The organism is Synechococcus sp. UW105 (assembly GCF_900473935.1).
Lineage (GTDB): Bacteria > Cyanobacteriota > Cyanobacteriia > PCC-6307 > Cyanobiaceae > Synechococcus_C.
Map to the genome: position 1 here is coordinate 1 of NZ_UCNN01000016.1, position 16,878 is coordinate 16,878.

24 protein-coding genes are annotated in these 16,878 nt (G+C 56.2%); 11 read left to right on the forward strand and 13 right to left on the reverse strand.

The features are described 5' to 3' along the window. Positions 1 to 214: 214 nt before the first annotated feature. The 3 genes from DXY16_RS05805 (at position 215) to DXY16_RS05810 (ending at position 2,829) form a co-directional block, all read left to right on the forward strand. Positions 215 to 661, forward strand: a complete 447-nt coding sequence (locus tag DXY16_RS05805; protein ID WP_137007038.1) for a hypothetical protein — start codon at positions 215 to 217, stop codon at positions 659 to 661. A gap of 1,359 nt (positions 662 to 2,020) precedes the next feature. Then, a complete protein-coding gene (locus DXY16_RS14370) occupies positions 2,021 to 2,203 on the forward strand; it encodes a hypothetical protein (protein WP_137007039.1) in 183 nt (60 codons plus the stop codon). A 164-nt stretch (positions 2,204 to 2,367) separates the two neighbouring features. Further along, positions 2,368 to 2,829 carry a hypothetical protein gene (locus tag DXY16_RS05810; RefSeq protein ID WP_115120334.1) on the forward strand — a complete coding sequence of 154 codons (462 nt, stop codon included), beginning with the start codon at positions 2,368 to 2,370 and terminating at the stop codon, positions 2,827 to 2,829. A gap of 306 nt (positions 2,830 to 3,135) precedes the next feature. Here the strand turns inward: DXY16_RS05810 and DXY16_RS05815 are convergent, their stop codons facing one another. The 3 genes from DXY16_RS05815 to DXY16_RS14375 form a co-directional block, all read right to left on the reverse strand. Continuing rightward, the gene (locus tag DXY16_RS05815) at positions 3,136 to 3,315 is read right to left on the reverse strand and encodes a hypothetical protein (protein WP_115120336.1); all 180 of its coding nucleotides are present in this window, start codon (positions 3,313 to 3,315) and stop codon (positions 3,136 to 3,138) included. Between the two features lie 321 nt (positions 3,316 to 3,636). Next, positions 3,637 to 3,789 (reverse strand): DUF2256 domain-containing protein, encoded by a 153-nt coding sequence (locus DXY16_RS05825; RefSeq protein ID WP_371410874.1) that lies wholly within the window; start codon positions 3,787 to 3,789, stop codon positions 3,637 to 3,639. A 475-nt stretch (positions 3,790 to 4,264) separates the two neighbouring features. Continuing rightward, complete coding sequence (locus DXY16_RS14375; protein WP_137007040.1) at positions 4,265 to 5,011, reverse strand: hypothetical protein; 747 nt, start codon at positions 5,009 to 5,011, stop codon at positions 4,265 to 4,267. A gap of 684 nt (positions 5,012 to 5,695) precedes the next feature. Between DXY16_RS14375 and DXY16_RS05835 the strand changes: the two genes are divergently transcribed. From DXY16_RS05835 to DXY16_RS05850, 4 genes are all read left to right on the forward strand, one after another. Next, positions 5,696 to 5,875: a hypothetical protein gene (locus DXY16_RS05835; protein WP_115120342.1), complete on the forward strand. Its 180-nt coding sequence runs from the start codon at positions 5,696 to 5,698 to the stop codon at positions 5,873 to 5,875. Positions 5,876 to 5,930: 55 nt separating this feature from the next. Beyond that, a complete protein-coding gene (locus DXY16_RS05840) occupies positions 5,931 to 6,422 on the forward strand; it encodes a hypothetical protein (RefSeq protein WP_115120344.1) in 492 nt (163 codons plus the stop codon). A gap of 122 nt (positions 6,423 to 6,544) precedes the next feature. Further along, complete coding sequence (locus DXY16_RS05845; protein ID WP_115120346.1) at positions 6,545 to 7,315, forward strand: CsgG/HfaB family protein; 771 nt, start codon at positions 6,545 to 6,547, stop codon at positions 7,313 to 7,315. A 29-nt stretch (positions 7,316 to 7,344) separates the two neighbouring features. Further along, a complete protein-coding gene (locus DXY16_RS05850; protein ID WP_137007041.1) occupies positions 7,345 to 7,863 on the forward strand; it encodes a hypothetical protein in 519 nt (172 codons plus the stop codon). 47 nt (positions 7,864 to 7,910) lie between these two features. Here DXY16_RS05850 and DXY16_RS05855 read toward each other — a convergent pair whose 3' ends face one another. From DXY16_RS05855 to DXY16_RS05865, 4 genes are all read right to left on the reverse strand, one after another. Beyond that, the gene (locus tag DXY16_RS05855; RefSeq protein WP_115120350.1) at positions 7,911 to 8,189 is read right to left on the reverse strand and encodes a hypothetical protein; all 279 of its coding nucleotides are present in this window, start codon (positions 8,187 to 8,189) and stop codon (positions 7,911 to 7,913) included. Between the two features lie 4 nt (positions 8,190 to 8,193). After that, on the reverse strand, positions 8,194 to 8,349 hold the full coding sequence (locus DXY16_RS14665; RefSeq protein WP_170953865.1) for a hypothetical protein: 156 nt from the start codon (positions 8,347 to 8,349) through the stop codon (positions 8,194 to 8,196). Between the two features lie 97 nt (positions 8,350 to 8,446). Further along, on the reverse strand, positions 8,447 to 8,620 hold the full coding sequence (locus DXY16_RS05860; RefSeq protein ID WP_115120352.1) for a Nif11 family protein: 174 nt from the start codon (positions 8,618 to 8,620) through the stop codon (positions 8,447 to 8,449). 174 nt (positions 8,621 to 8,794) lie between these two features. Next, positions 8,795 to 9,172 (reverse strand): DCC1-like thiol-disulfide oxidoreductase family protein, encoded by a 378-nt coding sequence (locus tag DXY16_RS05865; RefSeq protein WP_115120439.1) that lies wholly within the window; start codon positions 9,170 to 9,172, stop codon positions 8,795 to 8,797. Between the two features lie 107 nt (positions 9,173 to 9,279). On the opposite strand from DXY16_RS05865, the gene DXY16_RS05870 reads away from it, so the two are divergent. Further along, positions 9,280 to 9,693: a hypothetical protein gene (locus tag DXY16_RS05870; RefSeq protein WP_115120355.1), complete on the forward strand. Its 414-nt coding sequence runs from the start codon at positions 9,280 to 9,282 to the stop codon at positions 9,691 to 9,693. Positions 9,694 to 9,903: 210 nt separating this feature from the next. Then, the gene (locus DXY16_RS14670; RefSeq protein ID WP_170953866.1) at positions 9,904 to 10,056 is read left to right on the forward strand and encodes a hypothetical protein; all 153 of its coding nucleotides are present in this window, start codon (positions 9,904 to 9,906) and stop codon (positions 10,054 to 10,056) included. A gap of 140 nt (positions 10,057 to 10,196) precedes the next feature. Here the strand turns inward: DXY16_RS14670 and DXY16_RS05880 are convergent, their stop codons facing one another. After that, positions 10,197 to 10,382 (reverse strand): hypothetical protein, encoded by a 186-nt coding sequence (locus DXY16_RS05880; RefSeq protein ID WP_115120440.1) that lies wholly within the window; start codon positions 10,380 to 10,382, stop codon positions 10,197 to 10,199. Between the two features lie 155 nt (positions 10,383 to 10,537). Here DXY16_RS05880 and DXY16_RS05885 point away from each other — a divergent pair, with 155 nt between their 5' ends. Further along, a complete protein-coding gene (locus DXY16_RS05885; RefSeq protein ID WP_115120358.1) occupies positions 10,538 to 11,806 on the forward strand; it encodes a glycosyltransferase family 2 protein in 1,269 nt (422 codons plus the stop codon). 3 nt (positions 11,807 to 11,809) lie between these two features. On the opposite strand, the gene DXY16_RS05890 is transcribed toward DXY16_RS05885, so the two are convergent. The 4 genes from DXY16_RS05890 to DXY16_RS05905 all read right to left on the reverse strand — a co-directional run bounded on the left by DXY16_RS05890 (position 11,810) and on the right by DXY16_RS05905 (position 15,757). Further along, positions 11,810 to 12,508, reverse strand: a complete 699-nt coding sequence (locus DXY16_RS05890) for a hypothetical protein (protein WP_115120359.1) — start codon at positions 12,506 to 12,508, stop codon at positions 11,810 to 11,812. 47 nt (positions 12,509 to 12,555) lie between these two features. After that, on the reverse strand, positions 12,556 to 13,500 hold the full coding sequence (locus DXY16_RS05895; protein ID WP_115120441.1) for an LOG family protein: 945 nt from the start codon (positions 13,498 to 13,500) through the stop codon (positions 12,556 to 12,558). Positions 13,501 to 13,610: 110 nt separating this feature from the next. After that, the gene (locus DXY16_RS05900) at positions 13,611 to 14,684 is read right to left on the reverse strand and encodes a hypothetical protein (RefSeq protein ID WP_115120360.1); all 1,074 of its coding nucleotides are present in this window, start codon (positions 14,682 to 14,684) and stop codon (positions 13,611 to 13,613) included. Between the two features lie 11 nt (positions 14,685 to 14,695). Continuing rightward, positions 14,696 to 15,757 carry a hypothetical protein gene (locus DXY16_RS05905; RefSeq protein WP_244281577.1) on the reverse strand — a complete coding sequence of 354 codons (1,062 nt, stop codon included), beginning with the start codon at positions 15,755 to 15,757 and terminating at the stop codon, positions 14,696 to 14,698. Between the two features lie 86 nt (positions 15,758 to 15,843). Here DXY16_RS05905 and DXY16_RS05910 point away from each other — a divergent pair, with 86 nt between their 5' ends. Continuing rightward, positions 15,844 to 16,542, forward strand: coding sequence for a class I SAM-dependent methyltransferase (locus DXY16_RS05910; RefSeq protein ID WP_115120361.1), 699 nt, complete (start codon positions 15,844 to 15,846; stop codon positions 16,540 to 16,542). Positions 16,543 to 16,626: 84 nt separating this feature from the next. On the opposite strand, the gene DXY16_RS05915 is transcribed toward DXY16_RS05910, so the two are convergent. Then, positions 16,627 to 16,869: a hypothetical protein gene (locus DXY16_RS05915; RefSeq protein WP_115120362.1), complete on the reverse strand. Its 243-nt coding sequence runs from the start codon at positions 16,867 to 16,869 to the stop codon at positions 16,627 to 16,629. Between the last annotated feature and the right edge of the window lie 9 nt (positions 16,870 to 16,878).

Sequence of the window (16,878 nt, forward strand, 5' to 3'; positions counted from 1 at the left end):
ATTCTGCGGAAGGGTCATCCTCTGAGCAAGCTTCAGCCAAGCCTGACCAAAACCTGAGCTCAGCCAAAAGCCAACACCACGAAGCAAGAAGCATCCCTTGAAGAGCTCAAGGCTGTAGCCAATCGCGTTCGATTGGTTCAGGCTGCCTCGATACAGCAAAGGGCTACGCAAAGACACTCCGAAGCCCCCCTAGCTGATGGAGAGAGTAACGAGCGTGGCCAGAATTGTCTGGGTAGCATCTTCTCACTTCCAGCCAAGTGCGTGCACATCATGCATGGAAGATGCAAGCTCATTGAAAAGAGTTAGGCCTCACGAAGTGACTGTCTGCTTCCCTTTACTCGGCACTCCTTTCGACTGCAAAGAGGAAAGCGAGGTGCACGACGGCTTTCCTTTAATAACCGAGATGAATCAGCCGTTCATTGAAGAATTTGGCATCAATGCAGACGAGCCACCTCAAGACGCCATCAAAACAAGCACCCTGCCAGGGATTGGGGTGGTTCAACGCTTTGAATCCATGAAGAGGAACTGTCAAGCCGTGGATCGCATTCAATCGCATTCAATGGCTAAGCCAAAAGCCGCCTCTCTGGCGCTCTTCTGCAAGGAAGCACGGTTGCTCGCAATGAGCCTGGGATGCCTCACCTTCAGCCGAGCAACGACTTGAAGTCAATTTATTCGCTCTTAGTAAAAATTACTTAGGCACTTCACCCAGCTCAATAGAGCGCTTGACCCGATCAAACATTCGGCATAGCGTTCGTCAAGCCCAGGAGGAATGCCGGTGAGAGATACATTCAAGAATGAACACAATGCCACATCCATCACTGAAAGATGGCAAACAGTGGACGGCTACTTTGAGTGCATTACTGAGTGCGATCTCGAAGATAAAACATGTGTAACAAAGTGCATGATGACCCACCTTCGGCAAGAATCTGATTAAAGGTGTCGTGCTGGTAGCTAAGCATTAGCGTTCTCACTGTCACCAAAGATTTGCCCACGGGGATTGCACTCGACAATCCGGACAGTGCCTTTTGTTGCTGCATTCGGAGAATGCAGCTCTGCGCCAGCGGATCGCACCAATCAACAACTGCAATCAGTGGATTCAGCAGCCAATGTGCGGCGAACCACTGCTTGATTCGCTAACAATTACTGAACTATTAAGAGCTTGCAGCGCTGGCCTCTTCTATTCCGTCAGCGTAAAAGTGCTTGGCGATTTCTATCTGCTTAGTCAGAACCCTCCAAGAGTCAGGACGATCTGAAGAGCTCCTAAGCCGACCAGAAAGGATCCGCCAAGCAAGATGAAATCTTTACGGGAATTAGCCATTGGGAGAAGGGCTGTGCCCAGAAGCAACGCTCCCAAGAATCTAAAGAGAATCGGTAAAGCCAATATTTAGATGGGTTACAGCTTTGCATTCTTTCACGCGCCCGTAACCCAAGTTCATGAAAAACCTGTTGCAATTGGACCTTGAGCACTCTGGCTTCACATCTCTTAACCAGAAGAGCGGCTCTGGAACAGCTCTTCGCTTCACAGCGCTGTTCTTGGCTGGTGGGTGAGGGACGATCGGCTACGGGCAAGACTGATCGCCAGGGATAGTCCGTCATTTATTTACTGGCACGGCCTCTTCAAGATGCTCCTGATGCAACAGTTCCAGGCCACCCTTCACCGTCTTTCGGGGCGTGGCGATCAACAAGAGGGCGATCCTTGCTTGGCATCAGCACAGGATGGCGAAACAGCCTTGGCTACTGGGGGCGCTGAAAAATCCCCATTTGGGGGATGTGGGATATGAGGAGTGAGGTCTGCCCTCAAATCGCCTCTCTGCCAGGCCTCGCCTACATCGCTCCCAAGTTCATGCCTAGAAGGCCAAGAAGGTCTCCTGGAATTGCTACGGGGATCTTGAACCTGGAGGGAAGGGAGAATTGCTCTCTATGAGCAGCAATACAGGCCTAGTAGCGAATTTCCTCTTCATTGCTAGAACTGTTAGTACCACTGGTTTCTATGACCATGAGTGAGTACTGGGCAAACCGCATGACCGTTCCCGTTGTCCGTGCCAAAGAGTTTGCAGAGCTATCCGCTTGCTATCAAGAAGCTCTCAAAGACCGTGGTGCACTGGATTGCACATACAAGCTCTGGTCTGAAATGACTGCTGCAGAGAAAGCCAAAGTAGCTAAAAGGCTGCCAAGCACAGCAAATAACTGGTATGTGAATTGAAACATGTTGGGATATTCATTGTGGTCGCACTTTTGCGCGTAGATATGGCCTAGGCCTTACAGCACTGAGGTCTATATTCCTGAATTGAGGCAACGGATTGAGGTTTCACCAAGGAGCCTCATATTTGCCATAAAAATTGAAGAGGTCAAAGTCGGTAAGACCTTATGAAAAACATTCTAAGTGCTGCTTTAGCCAGCGCTCTCATGATCCCTCTCATGGCATGCTACGGCTCCCCTCCCGACAAACTCATCTGCAAGTTTGAGCGAGCCGAGAAGGAATGGCGATATTCGTGGGACAAGACAAAATCAACATCCAAAACATTGCCTGCTTGGGATCTGATCGTTGAGGCGCTCGACAGCAAAGTCAAGCTGACATACAAGATATTTGGAATGGATACGAATAGCACTGAGGAGTTCAACGCGACTATTGACAATGCCTACATCAAGTTCTTCAGCGAATACAAGGGCGAGTACGGCACCAAAGAACCATACATTCAGGAAACAGAGACAATCAGAGCTGTCATCGACAGGGAAGCCAACAGCTTCACCTGGAACAAACGCTGGGAAAGCGATGATAACTCATATAAATACTGGAAAGCAAGCGGCACCTGCAAGCCTCTCAAGTAAAACCAGTTCGAAAGTTCAGGCAATAAAAATCCTCACCAGTGGCAGGACCAAGCACTAATTAGTGCTTGGCATTGGATAACATTTAGGCGTGATCATGCAGTGATCAAAGCAATAAAAAGCCCGCCTTGAGACGAAGGCATTGATTTCGCTGGGCTAAATCCAACCCCGATGCTTGAAGTAGAGGCTTGGAGGCGATTACTCGTTGGAGCCTCTCCTAACCTCTGAGTCGTGAATGGATCCCTCGGTGGTTCATTTTGCTCTCCTGGAAAAAGCGAGGGTCTCGTTGGTTGATGGTGGTCTCGCTACTCAGGAGCAGACTCTTCCGGTGTCTGGAAGGCAGGCCACTTGGTCACTGAGCATGGCTTCGATGATCGTGTGCAGGTAGGCAGCTCTCCGCAGATGTTCCATTCCCATAGAGTCCGGGCTTTGCGCATGCATGGCTTCGACAATGGTTTCGAGGGCGGCAAGGTTTTGAAAGCGGTCCATGGTGTTAAGGAGTGAATAACTGAGCCGGGGGTGTGGCCCCCTCGACTCCTTCAAGATCACAGCCCTTGTGGTGATCCCCAGTGCATGGTTGTGGTGGAGACTTAGGCGGGTTCTGGTAAAGGCCTGGTGAATGGCTCAGAATCCAGTCACCACCTGGGCTGACATCGCTGCCAACTTGCCTTCTGCATGGTCTCCCAGGATTCAATCGCGTTGTGTCGCATCAGTGCTGTCGTCAGCTCATTGGAGGCGGTTATGGCGCTATCGATTGGTCTGATCTCTTAGGGCACCAATGACCACCGCAGAGATCAGCCAGCCGCCTAATCAACTAAGCGCTTTGGGGATTTTCTCTCCCTTTCTGCGTCGGCAGGGTTCAGAGCAGTAGCGCACTTCATCCCACACCTTCTTCCACTTGCGCCGCCACTGAAATGGACGCCCACAGACCGGGCAAATCTTTGACGGACGATCGCCCTTCACGCGCTTTACACTACTTAACACTAGTGTATGAGCATCTTTGCCACGGCGGCATGACCACTCAAGATCTCCTCGTGCTGGCAGTTAGCTTCTGCTCTGCATGCTTTGCTCTCAATATCTACAAGCTGAACCAGCCCGCGAAGTAACCAGCCGCCTCAGGCGAATCGGCTGCTCTCTTCCTTGTGCACTGACAGCACAAGGTGCAGCTCCTTGCTGTGGAAACTCCGGTCATTTAGCCAGTAGATACACTCAGCCCAAAATGTTGCATAACACTATCCGATTGACTGCGATTATGCATCCGTCATCGCGATCTGCATCGCAGGAGGCCTGTTCAACATCGACAAAATGCTTGTCGTTCCTGATCAATCGAATAAAGAGGTCAGTTGGCCACTCAAAAGCCCAGACCTCTTAGAGGCCTGGGCTGAACGAATGTTTAATGACAATCCAAGCTCGACATCCAATTTTCGGGAGTGGTGTATCAGATCCGTACAAAGGTGGAAGTGCTAATGCTCGAGGCTGCTCCCCAACCGCTGCCGACCTGAGTCCGGCGAATCAGGTTGCCCCGTTCAAAATGAAACGCCGGGCGACCATGGCTCACAAACATGGAGGGGGCTTGATCCACGCGGCCGAGATGATTCAGATCGCAACGTCGTAGGTGCGGGTTCCAATTGACGCGGTGCACTTGATTGAAACGCACCTGTAGATGTTCCGGAATTGAGTGCATAGCGAGGCTCTGAATGGTGGCGCGATAGTTCGCCTGGCTTAGACACCGCTGTTTTGCCACTCTGTCCAAAAGCTGACCACCATTCTGCAACGATTGGCTTAACACCGTGCGGTAGTAAACGCGGCGAATCGGCCCTCCAACCACACGATATTCGCGGATCAGCTGACCACCACCGGGAGAAAATACATAGCGAAAGGAAGAGCCGGGAATGCCCCTCTGCCAATGATTTAAACGCGCCTTAGGCGTGTAAGTACACTGACGACTGAAGGGGCTCCAGTACACTTCCAAAACATTGCCATAACGGACAGTGAGGCGTTTCTGTCCGCCCGGAATGGCAACAACAGCCCCTTGTGGCTGCGACACAAGGAAGTGGTGGCCTCTGTAGCACTGAGCGGCTGTAGGACTAAAGGAACTGGAGGCCCCCCGAGGGGGGGGGTAAGAGGCGAAAGCTGCCTGAGGAACCAGGGCAAGGGCCGCCAAAGCAAGGGGGAAAGTCTTCACGAGGCGAAAAAATGACCCAACAAAAATGAATGTATCGACACCTGTTTGACACAATAGTGATGCTAATCACTGCCATCTGTGCGATCACGCACGGGGATTACGCGCCATGCCGAGCACCATCAGATTGAAGAGCACTGCGCTTATTTTCATTACTTGCTTACATGTTTTTGCCACTTCACTAGCCAAGCGAGGCATCAGTGTGAATAGTTATTATTGACATTTGCCAGCAACAAGCGACTAAAAACGGTAGCAATAGCTGCCAATTATGTATTGACTAGGCACCATGGCCAATGTTCGACCAACTTCTATCTTGTCGAACGTTCTGCCATCTGGTGAGAGGTGGTTCTTCTGTTTCGTTGAAAGCAATACCCCTGCTGGATCAGAAAGCCCCGCAGCTCGAATGCCATTTTTTCAAAAGAGTGGTTTCTCAATGCCGGCAACATGTCTATATTCCATCACTGCTCTGAACGTCCGCCTGATCGCCCCATTATTTCCCAGAAATGGGCGGAGTTTTGTGGGGATCTGCCGCACATAGATCAGCCATCCCCGTCCATCCGTCTTTAAATACTTAAGACGCGCGCTCCGCCTGGGCATTCCGGGTTTTCAAGACACGCGTTAGGACAAAGATCAGGACACACACCCAGTGTTTGCAGCGCATCCCAGCCATTCCAAGGTGATTAAGCCGTGACGCATGATCTGCGCTGGACTCTGCTCGCATGGAGCGTCTGCGCGGTGGCAGCCGCCTTCAAATTCGCACGCCTGGCGCGACAGATGCGAGGCAGCCTGAGTCCAAACCCAGAGCGAGACAGCAGCAAGGCGGTACGGGCTCGCCTGGAACGAATTTGGCAGAAGGATCTCCCCTAACCCAGCCAACCCCAGACCCCTTATTCAGCTCCGCGTCTTTGACTGCGACCCAAGCATGAAATCCTCTCCAAGCCGGCTCCGACTCGCTCTTGTGATCGCCGTGCTGCTGGGCTCTGCACTCCCCGCCGCCGCAGATCCAAAACGGCAAATGGTGCGCGATGTGATCCAGTGCACACGCGTGCAGCAACGTTTCATCTTGGCGAGGGACCTCGGTTTTGAGACTGGCCTCAACAGCTCGATCAATGCGGACACGATTCCCGACGGACTGAAGCAACAGATGCTGGAGGCCTATCACCAAGTGGCTGACGCGGTGTTCTCGTGGGACAAGGTGGAGCCCAAATATGAGCAGCTTTATGGACGCCACTACACCGAGAACGAGCTGAAGACTGTGCTGGATCTCTGCCAGGACAATCGCTACCAAATGGCGATCAACAAGGACTTGGAGATGCTGCCTGGAGCGCTCAAGATCGGCGAAGAGTTTGCTCCGGAACTCCAAGCCAAATTGCTGGATGCGATGACCCGGCTAATGAAGACCATGCGCCCATGACCAGCCCAGCCCATGCCAATGAGGATGGGGTAGGGATTGGGATAGGGATAAAGAATCCACAAACCAGGCGTGCACAGGTAATCAGTCCCCCCTATCAGTGGAGCAAGACTGATCGCCTCCTCATGGATCGCCTTCCCCTGCAAGCCGTTGCCATTGCTGGTCTCATACCACTGGCTCTAGGCCTACCCAGCAGTGTTCAGGCCCAAGTGCAAGGTGTAGCACCAAGCCAGCCCGTGACCGTGGCCGTCAAAGAGATCACCAATAACGCCTCCGGTGTCTGGTGGTGGAGTCCACGGGTGTCGAAACAGCTCACCGACATGCTCTCCAATGAACTGAAGAGCACCGGCAACTTCACGCTGGTGGAGCGACAAAGCGTCAAACAAGTGCTGAGTGAGCAAGAGCTGGCCGAGCTGGGCATCACCCGCAAGAGCACAGCACCGAAACGGGGAATGATGACTGGCGCGAAGTACTACGTGCTCGGCAGCGTCAGCGACTATCAGCAGGGAATGGAGACCAAAAGCGGCGGCGGTGGCTTCAACATCATGGGATTCGGCCAGCGCAAGTCGTCCAGTCAGAGCAAGGCCTACGTCGCCCTCGACATCAGGGTGGTCGACACCACTACCGGTGAAATCGCATACTCACGCACGATCGAGGGCAAAGCCACGTCGTCGTCCAACTCCACCTCCTCTAGCGGCGGAATGTACGGACTCTCCTTCAGCGATTCCCAGTCATCGTCCAAGAAGGTTCCCGCCTCCAAAGCCGTTCGGGCCGCCATGATCGAGGTGAGTGAGTATCTCAACTGCGTTTTGTACCTGCGCAACAGCTGCATCGCGGACTACGACCGCAAGGAACAGAACAGACGCGAGGCCACCAAAGACGTGCTCGAGTTCTGATGCAGGGCCCCAGCCAATCTGCAGCCAGGGTGGCAAGCGCGTGTTTGCTGCTCTTGCCACTGCTGGCGGAGCCTGCCTTTGGCGCTACTAGAGCTCGAGCCTCAACGGCAGCCAATGACACTGCGGTGATCGCGTCAGCGCCTGGTGCCACCAGCCGGGACGCCCTCAATGCTTTCCTGCGCCAGCTGGATCGGGCTGAAGAGCTGTATCGCGCCCTGATGTTTGAGGAAGCGGATCGCATCAGCGAACTCACGGTGATGCGGATCAACGCCTTCCTCGAAAGCCATCGCCACCTCAGCGGAGTGGATGAGGTCGAAGCGGTGCTCCAGGCCCGCACCGCACAGCTTCGGGAGTTGCGCTCGCTCCTGGAGCATGACCGGGCGCTGGAAGAACAACGGTCCGCGGAGCGCTACGACCGTCTGAAAGCAGAACGGGAGCGGCGGCGGCAGGCCTATCAACTGGCGCTGGAACAGCGCCGAGCAGCGGAAGCACGCGCCGCCCGCTGGTGGCCGATCTGGTTCGGCCGTCCGCTGATCCTGAGGTACTGAACGCTCGAGAAGGAGCCGTTCGCAGGTGGGAACACAACCTGATGCTCTTACCACCAGCGCAGCTGATTGCGCAGGCGCTGGTGCCAGGGAGTGGCATTGCGCAGCGGCTCGCCTCGTTCAGTCGCGGCGCCCTGCCCCGACTCCATGCTCTCCAGCTCACGGCGCAGCTGACGCAACACTGGCAGCAACAGCAAGCCGGCAAACAGCCCTACCAAGAGCAGAACAGGCAGCAGTGAAACCAGCCAAATGGTCATCACCAGGCCCGCCAAAGCACTGGCCAAATGCTGCAGCCAACGCGGCCGCTGCCGGCCCGGCAGCTGCTTCATGGCTTCAGAGCTCGAAGACCGTGCCCAGCAGACCTGCTGGATGGGCGAACTGCTCCACACCCTGCCGTTCAAGCTGAATCAGCATGACGACATGGGCCATAAAGCGAAACGCTGAGAGCAGCGCCAAGCCAATACAGAGGGGGCAATGTGTGATTCCCATGCAAAAAGCATCCCTTCTTCCTTGTCTAGGGGCCTCTCACCGTTCTATTTCTTGATCTTCAGCCGGAGCGGAGCAACCGCTCCGGCTGAGCCCTGATTCACTGATGATCCCGCTGCCAACGGGTGAGATTCGCTGGGGAGAACTTATGGCCATGGCGCTGGCCAACCTTGGCCACACAGGTGTTGTCCTTGCCGCATTGCTCCACTTCGCGGCGAATGGAATCATTGCTCTGCGCTTTGGACAAAAACGTCTGCAGTTGCTTCATCGACATGGGTGAAACCTCGCGATGGGTTAAACCACCGTTAAACAAGCCAGGCAAGACCTACGACGAGCCCATTGCTTTTCTTCCAATCTGGATGGTGAGCAGGACCCCTGTTTGAGCAGGCTCGGGGTTTCGAGAAAAGGCCCTCACGGCCCCACTGCACTGCCTGAAGCTTGGCCAGGGCTACAAGGCATCGGGATCGGGCCTTAGGCCCTGGATCAGAAGAGCCAGGCGCCGGGCCAACAACAATGCCGGATAAGCGAAGGCAGCACGCTCACGATCATGGAAGACAGCCTGGAGAAGCTTCAACAGCGGATCACTCGGCTTCATCCGCCGGGAGATCTCTGCGATCGCCGCACTACCGTGCCAGGCCTGCTCGCCTTCGAGCAACACAGCTCCGTCAGCCAGATTGAGGCCGCGTTCGCTCAAGCGACGCCGCAGATCATTCTCCTGGCGGCCATCAATGATGTGCAAGTCAGGAATGCCTGCCTTGAGCTCGCTGCGCAGGGCGAACTGACGGCAGAAAGGGCAGGAACCGTCAAACACGAGGGTGAGCGCCATCAGAGCTGCAGATTCAGGCACCTCACGAATACAGGACACCTGAATCTGAATCAAGCTCGCCTGAAACGAAGCGAAAGGGGCAGCATGGCAACAGCCACAAGCATCCAGTGCCGTTCTTTCTGGTTCAGCAACTACTCAGCCTGCTGCTGGTGCTACTGATCATGCCCCTGCCCACAGCAGCCTTGAACGAACCATCCCTGATGCCCTCCGACATGGCAATACAAGTCTGGGAGTGCGATGGAGATCCCCTGAGCGTCCGCACGACGCCAGGAGCCGTTGACCTACGGGGTCTAACCACAGAGGTGCCCAACATCGAGGCAGGCACCGCCCCAGGGGATGGGGTGCTGATCACCTGGCGTGGAGAAACACTGCAGCTACCCCGAACGAATAATGCAGGCACCCCCAGCTATACGGATGGACGTTGGTGGTGGCGTGCTGAAGACCCCGCAACGCCTGAATGGAAGGAACGTCGCGGCAGCATCATCAGCTACGCCTGTAGACCCCTTGATCCAACACCGTGAACCCAACCGGCCAAACAACCTGCAGGGATTGAGCGATCCAATCAGGCTGAAAGCCGCTCAAAGCTGGGCTGAGTTTGGACTGCCCGGCGGATCGCATCCTCAAGACGACGGCATTCAAGACATCGGCAGGGCTCTTCATCCTGGGAATGATGAAAGCGAATCGGGGGGCGACTGGCGGGCATCAACACGTCGTCAAGATCTCCTGCTGTTATGACGCTGAAATGGGAGAGCGCCCAACCCAAGGCTGGCCAGCTGCAACAGACCGTGATCGAACCTGTTCACCTTCGTCGTCACCAGCGCATTCGCCGACGTGATCGATGCCTGAGAGATTTGATCATCCGTCTCGGCTTGGCGATCACCTGATCCAACTCAGCCAGGTTGAGAGCCCATAGCAGCACAGACAGCAACAGAATCACTGCCGCGATCCACACGTAGAACCAGACCATCAAACTGATGTCGCTGCCCACGACCTAGCACCGATCCGGCGATGCAAGCCTGAGTGATCAGGCGGCGTTGTATTGCATCTCGACTTCAGGCGCGACCTCAAGATCAGAGAAGCGCTCCCCCTCCTCAATCGCGTAGAGCTTGTACAAGGCCATCGCCGCTTCGTTCCAACGCTCCTCCTCAATGGCCTCCAGCATCTGCTGGAAACACATCACATTGACCACTTCAAGATCGAGCTGGTGCATCAGATCCCAATCACCTGGGCGCAACCTATCCAGAGAAGCCAGCGAAGCCAGCGGGGAAAGTCGAACAATCCTGGAAGATCCAGTGCGATCAAGACCAAGCAAGGAGCAACCCACCGTCCGAGCCCCCCAGACTCAGGTCCGGCGGCAGTCTGACGATGGCGACATGGAACCTGGACCCGATCACCCTGACCAGCCTGCTTCTGATTGCTCTTGGGCTAATCGCCGATGTTGGCCTTCTGATCGTGCTGGTCAGCCTGCAACGGGTGTTTTCGACCGCCCCAACCCTGGCGGCCGCACCAACAGCCAAGGATTCCCATCCTCTGGCGCCTGGACTCACAGTGGTAATCCCGGTCTACAACGAAGCCCGCAACATCGAGCGATGTCTCAGCAGTGTGCTGCGCTCCGATCAACCTGCCCGCGAGTGGCAGGTGATCGTGGTCGACGATGACTCCAGTGACGCCACTGCCAGCCTCGCCGAGGCCACGGCCCACGCCTACTGTTCTCGTGGAGCTTCGGTTGCGGTGATAGCAGCCGGCCCCAGACCAGAGGGAGAGCATTGGGTCGGGAAGAATTGGGCCTGCAGCCGCGCCATGGAGCAGGTGACGAGCGACTGGGTGCTCTTCATCGACGCCGATGTGAGTCTGCATCCCCAGACCCTGCGCCGGGCGATGGATCAAGCCATCCGAGAGGAGGCCGATCTGTTCAGCCTCGCTCCGCGACTGGTGTGCAGCTGCCTAGCGGAGTGGATGGTGCAACCGATCATGGCCAGCCTGCTCGGCCTCGGCTTCCCGATCCGTAAAGCCAACGACCCAAGCTCGGAGGTGGCCTTCGCAGCAGGCCCATTCATGCTCTTTCGTCGCCACAGCTATGAAGCAATCGGTGGCCACCGCGGCCTAGCCGGAGAGGTGGTGGAAGATCTCGCCCTGGCGCGCAAAATCAAATGCAGTGGCAAACGGCTGCGCTACTGCCTCGGGCTCGATGCAGTCGATCTGCAGATGTATCCCGATTTCCCCTCCCTCTGGGAAGGCTGGAGCAAGAACTGGTTTCTTGGCCTCGACCGCAATGTGGTCAAGGCCCTGGGAGCCGGTGCGGTGGTGGTGCTGATGTTCACGACCCCCTGGGCACTGATCGCTCTTGCAGGAATGATGCCAGTGGTTGCGCTACCAACATCTTCGCAGCTTGTGCTCGAGGAGGTGGTGATAGCCACGGGGTTGGTGGGGATCAGCCTTCAGCTGAGCATCCGCCTCTGGACCCGACAGCAGTTCGGCGTGCCCATCACCTACTGGTGGCTGATGGGTGTGGGAGGGCTCATCGTGGGCGCGATCGCACCAACCTCCGTTTGGCGCAGTCTCACCGGCAGGGGTTGGACCTGGAAAGGCCGCTCACTGGCGCCCGTCGCAATCGCATCGGATTCAGAGATCTGATCCTCAGCGCATCTGATCAAGGATCCTGCTCTTGATCTCGACGATATCCATCTCCTGGTCAGGGAGGCGATAGCCAATGAAATCCCAAATTGGCACGTTGATCATGCGCGCGAGGTCGCCGGCATCCCAACGGATCTCCTGCTGGTTGCCGTGGTCGATCAGATGGATGCGTTGGCCATTTCGCAGCACCAAGTTCAGCTCGTAGCTCCAATAGTGGCGCTGACGGGTATGAACCTCTTCATCCAGTAGCTGAATGCTGTAGACCTCTTGAAACGGAATCGCGCGGCAGACCAAACCCCGCAGCAGTTCCACCCGGCCGAGCCAGGCCAATTGCTGCGGTCCGAGGCGCACCTCGCCAACGTTCCCGTCAATCACAACGGGGCGATTGGTCAGATACAAGGAAACCGAACAGGCCAGCGCGATCTGCACCAGCATCGGCCACAATTGCTGCGTCGCATGGTCATGCCCCTGAAGACCGATGACGAGGGCATGGATCATGGCCACGAGCCCTGCCACCTGCACCAGCGTCTGCCAGTGGCGTTGGAGTGTCGGCCGAAAACTCAGCACTCCAGGAGCAATCGGCCGGAGACGATGCAACGTCTGGCGATAGCCACCGGGGGCGAGTGGTGTCCAGCCAGTCTGGATGGCCACCGGGTCATCGAAGCAACCGGGATCGAGGACCGGATAACGCTTGCGGCCCATGGGCCAAGGGAGTCGCCATTGCATTGAGCCCCCCTTTGCCTCAACGATCAGGCTGCCATGGAAGAGGAGGTTGGAGCGGACGCATCACAAGCGTCTGCATCGAACGCCTGAATCAAATTCCAAGCCTCCTGTGCCGTCTCGGCGAACTGGAAAAGATTCCGATGCTCATCACGAATCAGCCCGCATTCAGCCAGGTAGTCAAAGTCGATCAGTCGACTCCAGAACTCTTTGCCAAAGAGGATCACAGGCATCGGACTTTTGATCGCCGTCTGACGCAGCGTGAGAACCTCAAACAGTTCATCCAGTGTTCCGAATCCACCTGGAAACAACACTGCCGCCGCTGAGCGCATCACGAAGTGAAACTTGCGCAGGGCAAAGTAATTGAACTGGAAACATAGTTCCGGGGTGATATATGGATTCGGCTCAGGCTCCCCGGGAAGCTTGATACTCAGACCGATCGAACGACCACCGGCATCGAAAGCACCGCGATTCGCCGCCTCCATGATGCCGGGGCCACCACCGGTCACCACCACATGGGAATGCAGTCCCTTCTGCTGATCTTGAGCGACTAGCCGGGTGAACTCCCGTGCCGCTTCGTAATAGCGCGAGAAGCCGAGTTGGGTGCGACTACGCCTGAGCTGATCCTGCAGGCTGCGATTGAGCGGATCATCGGCAGCGGCAGCTTCTGACTGCGCAAGGTTCTTCTGAGCAACAGAGCGCTCAACAACATTCACGCCACCAAAGATGATGATCGTTGAGTCAACAGCTTCAGCATCAAGAACCTGTTGGGTTTTCGTAATCTCCAGCAGCATGCGAACCCCCCGCATGTCCTCACTCTCAAGCAGCGACTCATCAGCATGAGCGAGGCGATAACTCGACGAACGAAGAATCATTGCAAGATTGTGATCAACAAGAGCTGAGTCCTCACTTCTCCAACCAACACCTGCCTCTCCGTAACCAAGAGACTCTTTGCCAGGAAACTGATCTGACATCTTGCTCATTTCACACAAACCAATCTCAACAGATCTCGATGAGATTTCTCATCTCCGTGGAGATTCTTCACGAATACGCAGCCGTTGAAACACGCTTCAAAGACTGCTGATTAGCATAATTTGCGCAGACGCTGATACACGCACAACTGGCTTCCTTGCGTGAGCCTGCTCGCTTCAAGAGATCGCCATGGCACGATCCAGTGGGCAGGATCCACCCCCGCTAGAGCCTGGGCGGCATCGGGATTACGCAGATGAATCACCCTGCGCTCACTCAGGTTGAGACGATTCCGAAGCCATGGAGTGAAGAGCACCTCCTCCAACAGCTGCTGATAAGAACCATCAGCAATCGCTTGCTTGAACCCCACCTCGATGGCCGTAGCCAGAGCAGGGTTGGCACGACTGACATAAAAGAAGCCAGCGAAGGGATAGGTAATCAGGAGATGGTGATCGAGCTGGGTGTCTTTGGCGTGGCGCCGCACCACGACCGATTCTCTCTCGAGTTCAGCGATCCCCCTCGGGAACAACTGAACGCGCTGATTGTCGACCAAGCGGAGTAGATCATGAGGCGACGTGGTGTAAGTGCGTAGGCCTGCAGCATCAAAGATCTCCACATCGCTCCAACCCAGACCCTGAATCAGCACCAACCTGCGTAAGTCTGGAAGATCCTTCACCTCAGCAAGGAGTGCCAGATTGTTGCGATGGGTCCACCCAGCCCGGACACCCAGCAACCCGCCCGTTAGCGGGATCATCACAGGCAGCAGGCGGCGATTCAGCGCGGTACCTGCTCCATACGCTCCCACCGTGACGCCAGTGGGGTTGAGACTTCCCTGGAACTGCTCTGAAGCCAGAGCATTCACCACCTCATCCTGGGGCAGAACCTCGGTGCTGAAGCCAAGAGCAAAAGGCTGACCGCTGCGCTCAAGCACCAGACGCAGGAGTCGATAATAGAAGCTGGCTTCGCTCTGGCCCATCCGCCGGTCAAGCACCACTGCCAGAGTTCCTGAGGGCAGGGCCGCCACCTCTACCGGTGTGAGCACATCACGGTCGTCAATGAACAAGCGCCTCTGACCCACACGGGGTTGCACGACTAGGGCACCGACCAGCAGGATCAGGATGCTGATCAGAGTTGTGGTAAGAGCCTTCACACCCTTCTTGGATCCTGGCGACAAAGATCTGATCTGCATGGCCAAACGCCTCAGGGAATGATCCAGACAATGCCGAGGACGGTAATAGCTATGTAGCTGGGCAAAAGGATTACCCGTAGAAGGTTGGACACCCTGGGGGTATAGCTACTGAGGTGGTGATCAATGATCTCATCAGCGGCCACCACATAGAGGATGCCGAGGAAGACGATCAACTGCAGATTGCCGATGAAACCGGTCATCGCAGTCACAGGAAGATTACCGGCAATAAAGACGTAGTTGCCTCCAGCAGAGACCACAGCTGCCAGGATCAAATCATCACGGCTGCGCGTGATCATCAGACTCATGCAGCACAACCCAACCGCCAGCATGTAACCCAGAAAGTCGGGGGCGACATACAACAAGCTGCGTCGCTGGATCGGCAGATCAAACGAGACGGTGGGTTGGCGGCGCACTGCCTTCTCAGCTGCCGGAGGGATGCCGAGATCGCTCATCAGGCTGAGGCTGCTGGCATAGGCGCTGGGCTCCTTCAGCCGCCAACCGGGCAAGAGCAATCCGGGACTGATCACGAAGGGGTGATCCTCCTCCACATCGAGGCGCACAGGCTGGAGTGGATCATCAAGACCAAACTGAAGTTGGAGGATTTGATCATCAAACGGGTATCGGCTGAGCTGCCAGCGCTTCACCACGGCCGAGCGGATCCGATAAAGCGTCCAGACCCCTCCGGGTCGTTGTTCCTGGCGCACCGGCTGGAAACGCTGAATATCTCCGTCATAGATACCGTTGATCAGGCGCAACTGACCACTGGGATCAGCCGAAGGTTCCCCCTCCCAGAGCGTCCATAACAGCAGCTCGATCGAAAACTGATCATCCAGTAAATCAAGATTGCTGATGTTGGTGGCATACACACCCACCGCGAGCCGAGGGAGATCCTGATCAGGAGCGATCGTCTCCTTCGATGGAGGTGATGACCACTCGATCGGCGGCAAGGCATCGATCACCAGCTCAGGCTGCTCGGGAGAAGGAGCACGCAGGACCGAGACCAGCAGCGCCATCACCAAAGCGAACAGCACACCGAGAAGCAGCCAACGCCGTCGACGGGGCCCCGCAGCCACGAGTTAGATCAGTCGGAGAGGCCCCCACCTTGACAGCAGAGGCTGGCTCTCGCCAGAAAGAGTGATCAAAGCCACGACGTCGAACGATGCCCAACCTCGACTTCGACGGCGACTACGGACGGACCTACTGCACCAGTATCCGTGACTCAGTGCCTGGCTACGACGTACTGCACGAGATCGCTACAGCCGCTGTGCATTGCGTGGCGACTCCCGTCAGACGGGTTCTGGTGGTAGGCCCTGGACCCGGCGACGAGCTTGTACCACTGCTCAGTGCCTTTGCTGAAGCTGAGGTGGTGGTGGTGGAGCCTAGTGGCCAAATGCTGGAGGCATGCAAACACAAAATTGCCTCACTGCCTGGAGTCGAGCGCTGTCGCTTCCTGCAGGCGAGCCTGACGGAAGCTCGCTCCGGGGAGCTTGATGGTGCCCACTTCGATCTGGTGCTCTGCCACAACGTGCTTCATCTGATGGCTTCTGCAGAGCAAACAGCCATGCTGCGTGAGCTGGCCGATGTCACCACTTGCGGAGGCACACTGCTACTAAGCGGCTACAGCGAGCCGGAAGCGCCAACCGATTACCAGCGAATGCTGGCGGTGGGGAGCCAACGGCTCGTGGATCGAGGCATGTCAAAAGACACCGTCGCCGCCCTGCTGGCCACGCGCAACCGCTTGGTGTTCTCCGTGGATGACAAACGCGTGCGCACGGTTCTAACCCAGGAGGGACTGGACACACCTGTCGTGCTTTATCAGGGGTTGTTCGCCCACCTCTGGCTCTGCCAGCGCCCCTGACCATCAGGCCTGGCAGGTTGGGGGAATCCCAAACTTGCCAAACCCAAGCCTGCAGGTCTTGCGACAGTCCAGCACTCCGACCAATCAGGAGTGCTGCGAACGAAAGCCCTTCAACTTATCGAGATCTTTCGACTGATCAAGTTTGAAGTCGGTGAGGATCAACGCCTTGCCGATCGTATTGATCGCATCTTCCATCCGCTGCAATCGCTCAGCACCTTCAGTCGACGCTCTTGCAGCCCGGATCAAATCAGGCGTCAAGGCTTGGGCGGCTTGCTCCATCGCAATTGCAATCTCACTGACCTGCGCGAGCGCCTCGTCCTTACCCATCGGCCATCA

Coding starts and splice junctions, on each gene's coding strand:
- DXY16_RS14665 (WP_170953865.1), bottom strand. CDS start 8,349: ATGGGAATCACACATTGCCCCCTCTGTATTGGCTTGGCGCTGCTCTCA.
- DXY16_RS05810 (WP_115120334.1), top strand. CDS start 2,368: ATGAAAAACATTCTAAGTGCTGCTTTAGCCAGCGCTCTCATGATCCCT.
- DXY16_RS05910 (WP_115120361.1), top strand. CDS start 15,844: ATGCCCAACCTCGACTTCGACGGCGACTACGGACGGACCTACTGCACC.
- DXY16_RS05815 (WP_115120336.1), bottom strand. CDS start 3,315: ATGGACCGCTTTCAAAACCTTGCCGCCCTCGAAACCATTGTCGAAGCC.
- DXY16_RS05900 (WP_115120360.1), bottom strand. CDS start 14,684: ATGCAGATCAGATCTTTGTCGCCAGGATCCAAGAAGGGTGTGAAGGCT.
- DXY16_RS14370 (WP_137007039.1), top strand. CDS start 2,021: ATGACCGTTCCCGTTGTCCGTGCCAAAGAGTTTGCAGAGCTATCCGCT.
- DXY16_RS05895 (WP_115120441.1), bottom strand. CDS start 13,500: ATGTCAGATCAGTTTCCTGGCAAAGAGTCTCTTGGTTACGGAGAGGCA.
- DXY16_RS05885 (WP_115120358.1), top strand. CDS start 10,538: ATGGCGACATGGAACCTGGACCCGATCACCCTGACCAGCCTGCTTCTG.
- DXY16_RS05915 (WP_115120362.1), bottom strand. CDS start 16,869: ATGGGTAAGGACGAGGCGCTCGCGCAGGTCAGTGAGATTGCAATTGCG.
- DXY16_RS05860 (WP_115120352.1), bottom strand. CDS start 8,620: ATGTCGATGAAGCAACTGCAGACGTTTTTGTCCAAAGCGCAGAGCAAT.
- DXY16_RS05865 (WP_115120439.1), bottom strand. CDS start 9,172: ATGGCGCTCACCCTCGTGTTTGACGGTTCCTGCCCTTTCTGCCGTCAG.
- DXY16_RS05840 (WP_115120344.1), top strand. CDS start 5,931: ATGAAATCCTCTCCAAGCCGGCTCCGACTCGCTCTTGTGATCGCCGTG.
- DXY16_RS05880 (WP_115120440.1), bottom strand. CDS start 10,382: ATGCACCAGCTCGATCTTGAAGTGGTCAATGTGATGTGTTTCCAGCAG.
- DXY16_RS05845 (WP_115120346.1), top strand. CDS start 6,545: ATGGATCGCCTTCCCCTGCAAGCCGTTGCCATTGCTGGTCTCATACCA.
- DXY16_RS05890 (WP_115120359.1), bottom strand. CDS start 12,508: ATGGGCCGCAAGCGTTATCCGGTCCTCGATCCCGGTTGCTTCGATGAC.
- DXY16_RS05855 (WP_115120350.1), bottom strand. CDS start 8,189: ATGAAGCAGCTGCCGGGCCGGCAGCGGCCGCGTTGGCTGCAGCATTTG.
- DXY16_RS14670 (WP_170953866.1), top strand. CDS start 9,904: ATGACGCTGAAATGGGAGAGCGCCCAACCCAAGGCTGGCCAGCTGCAA.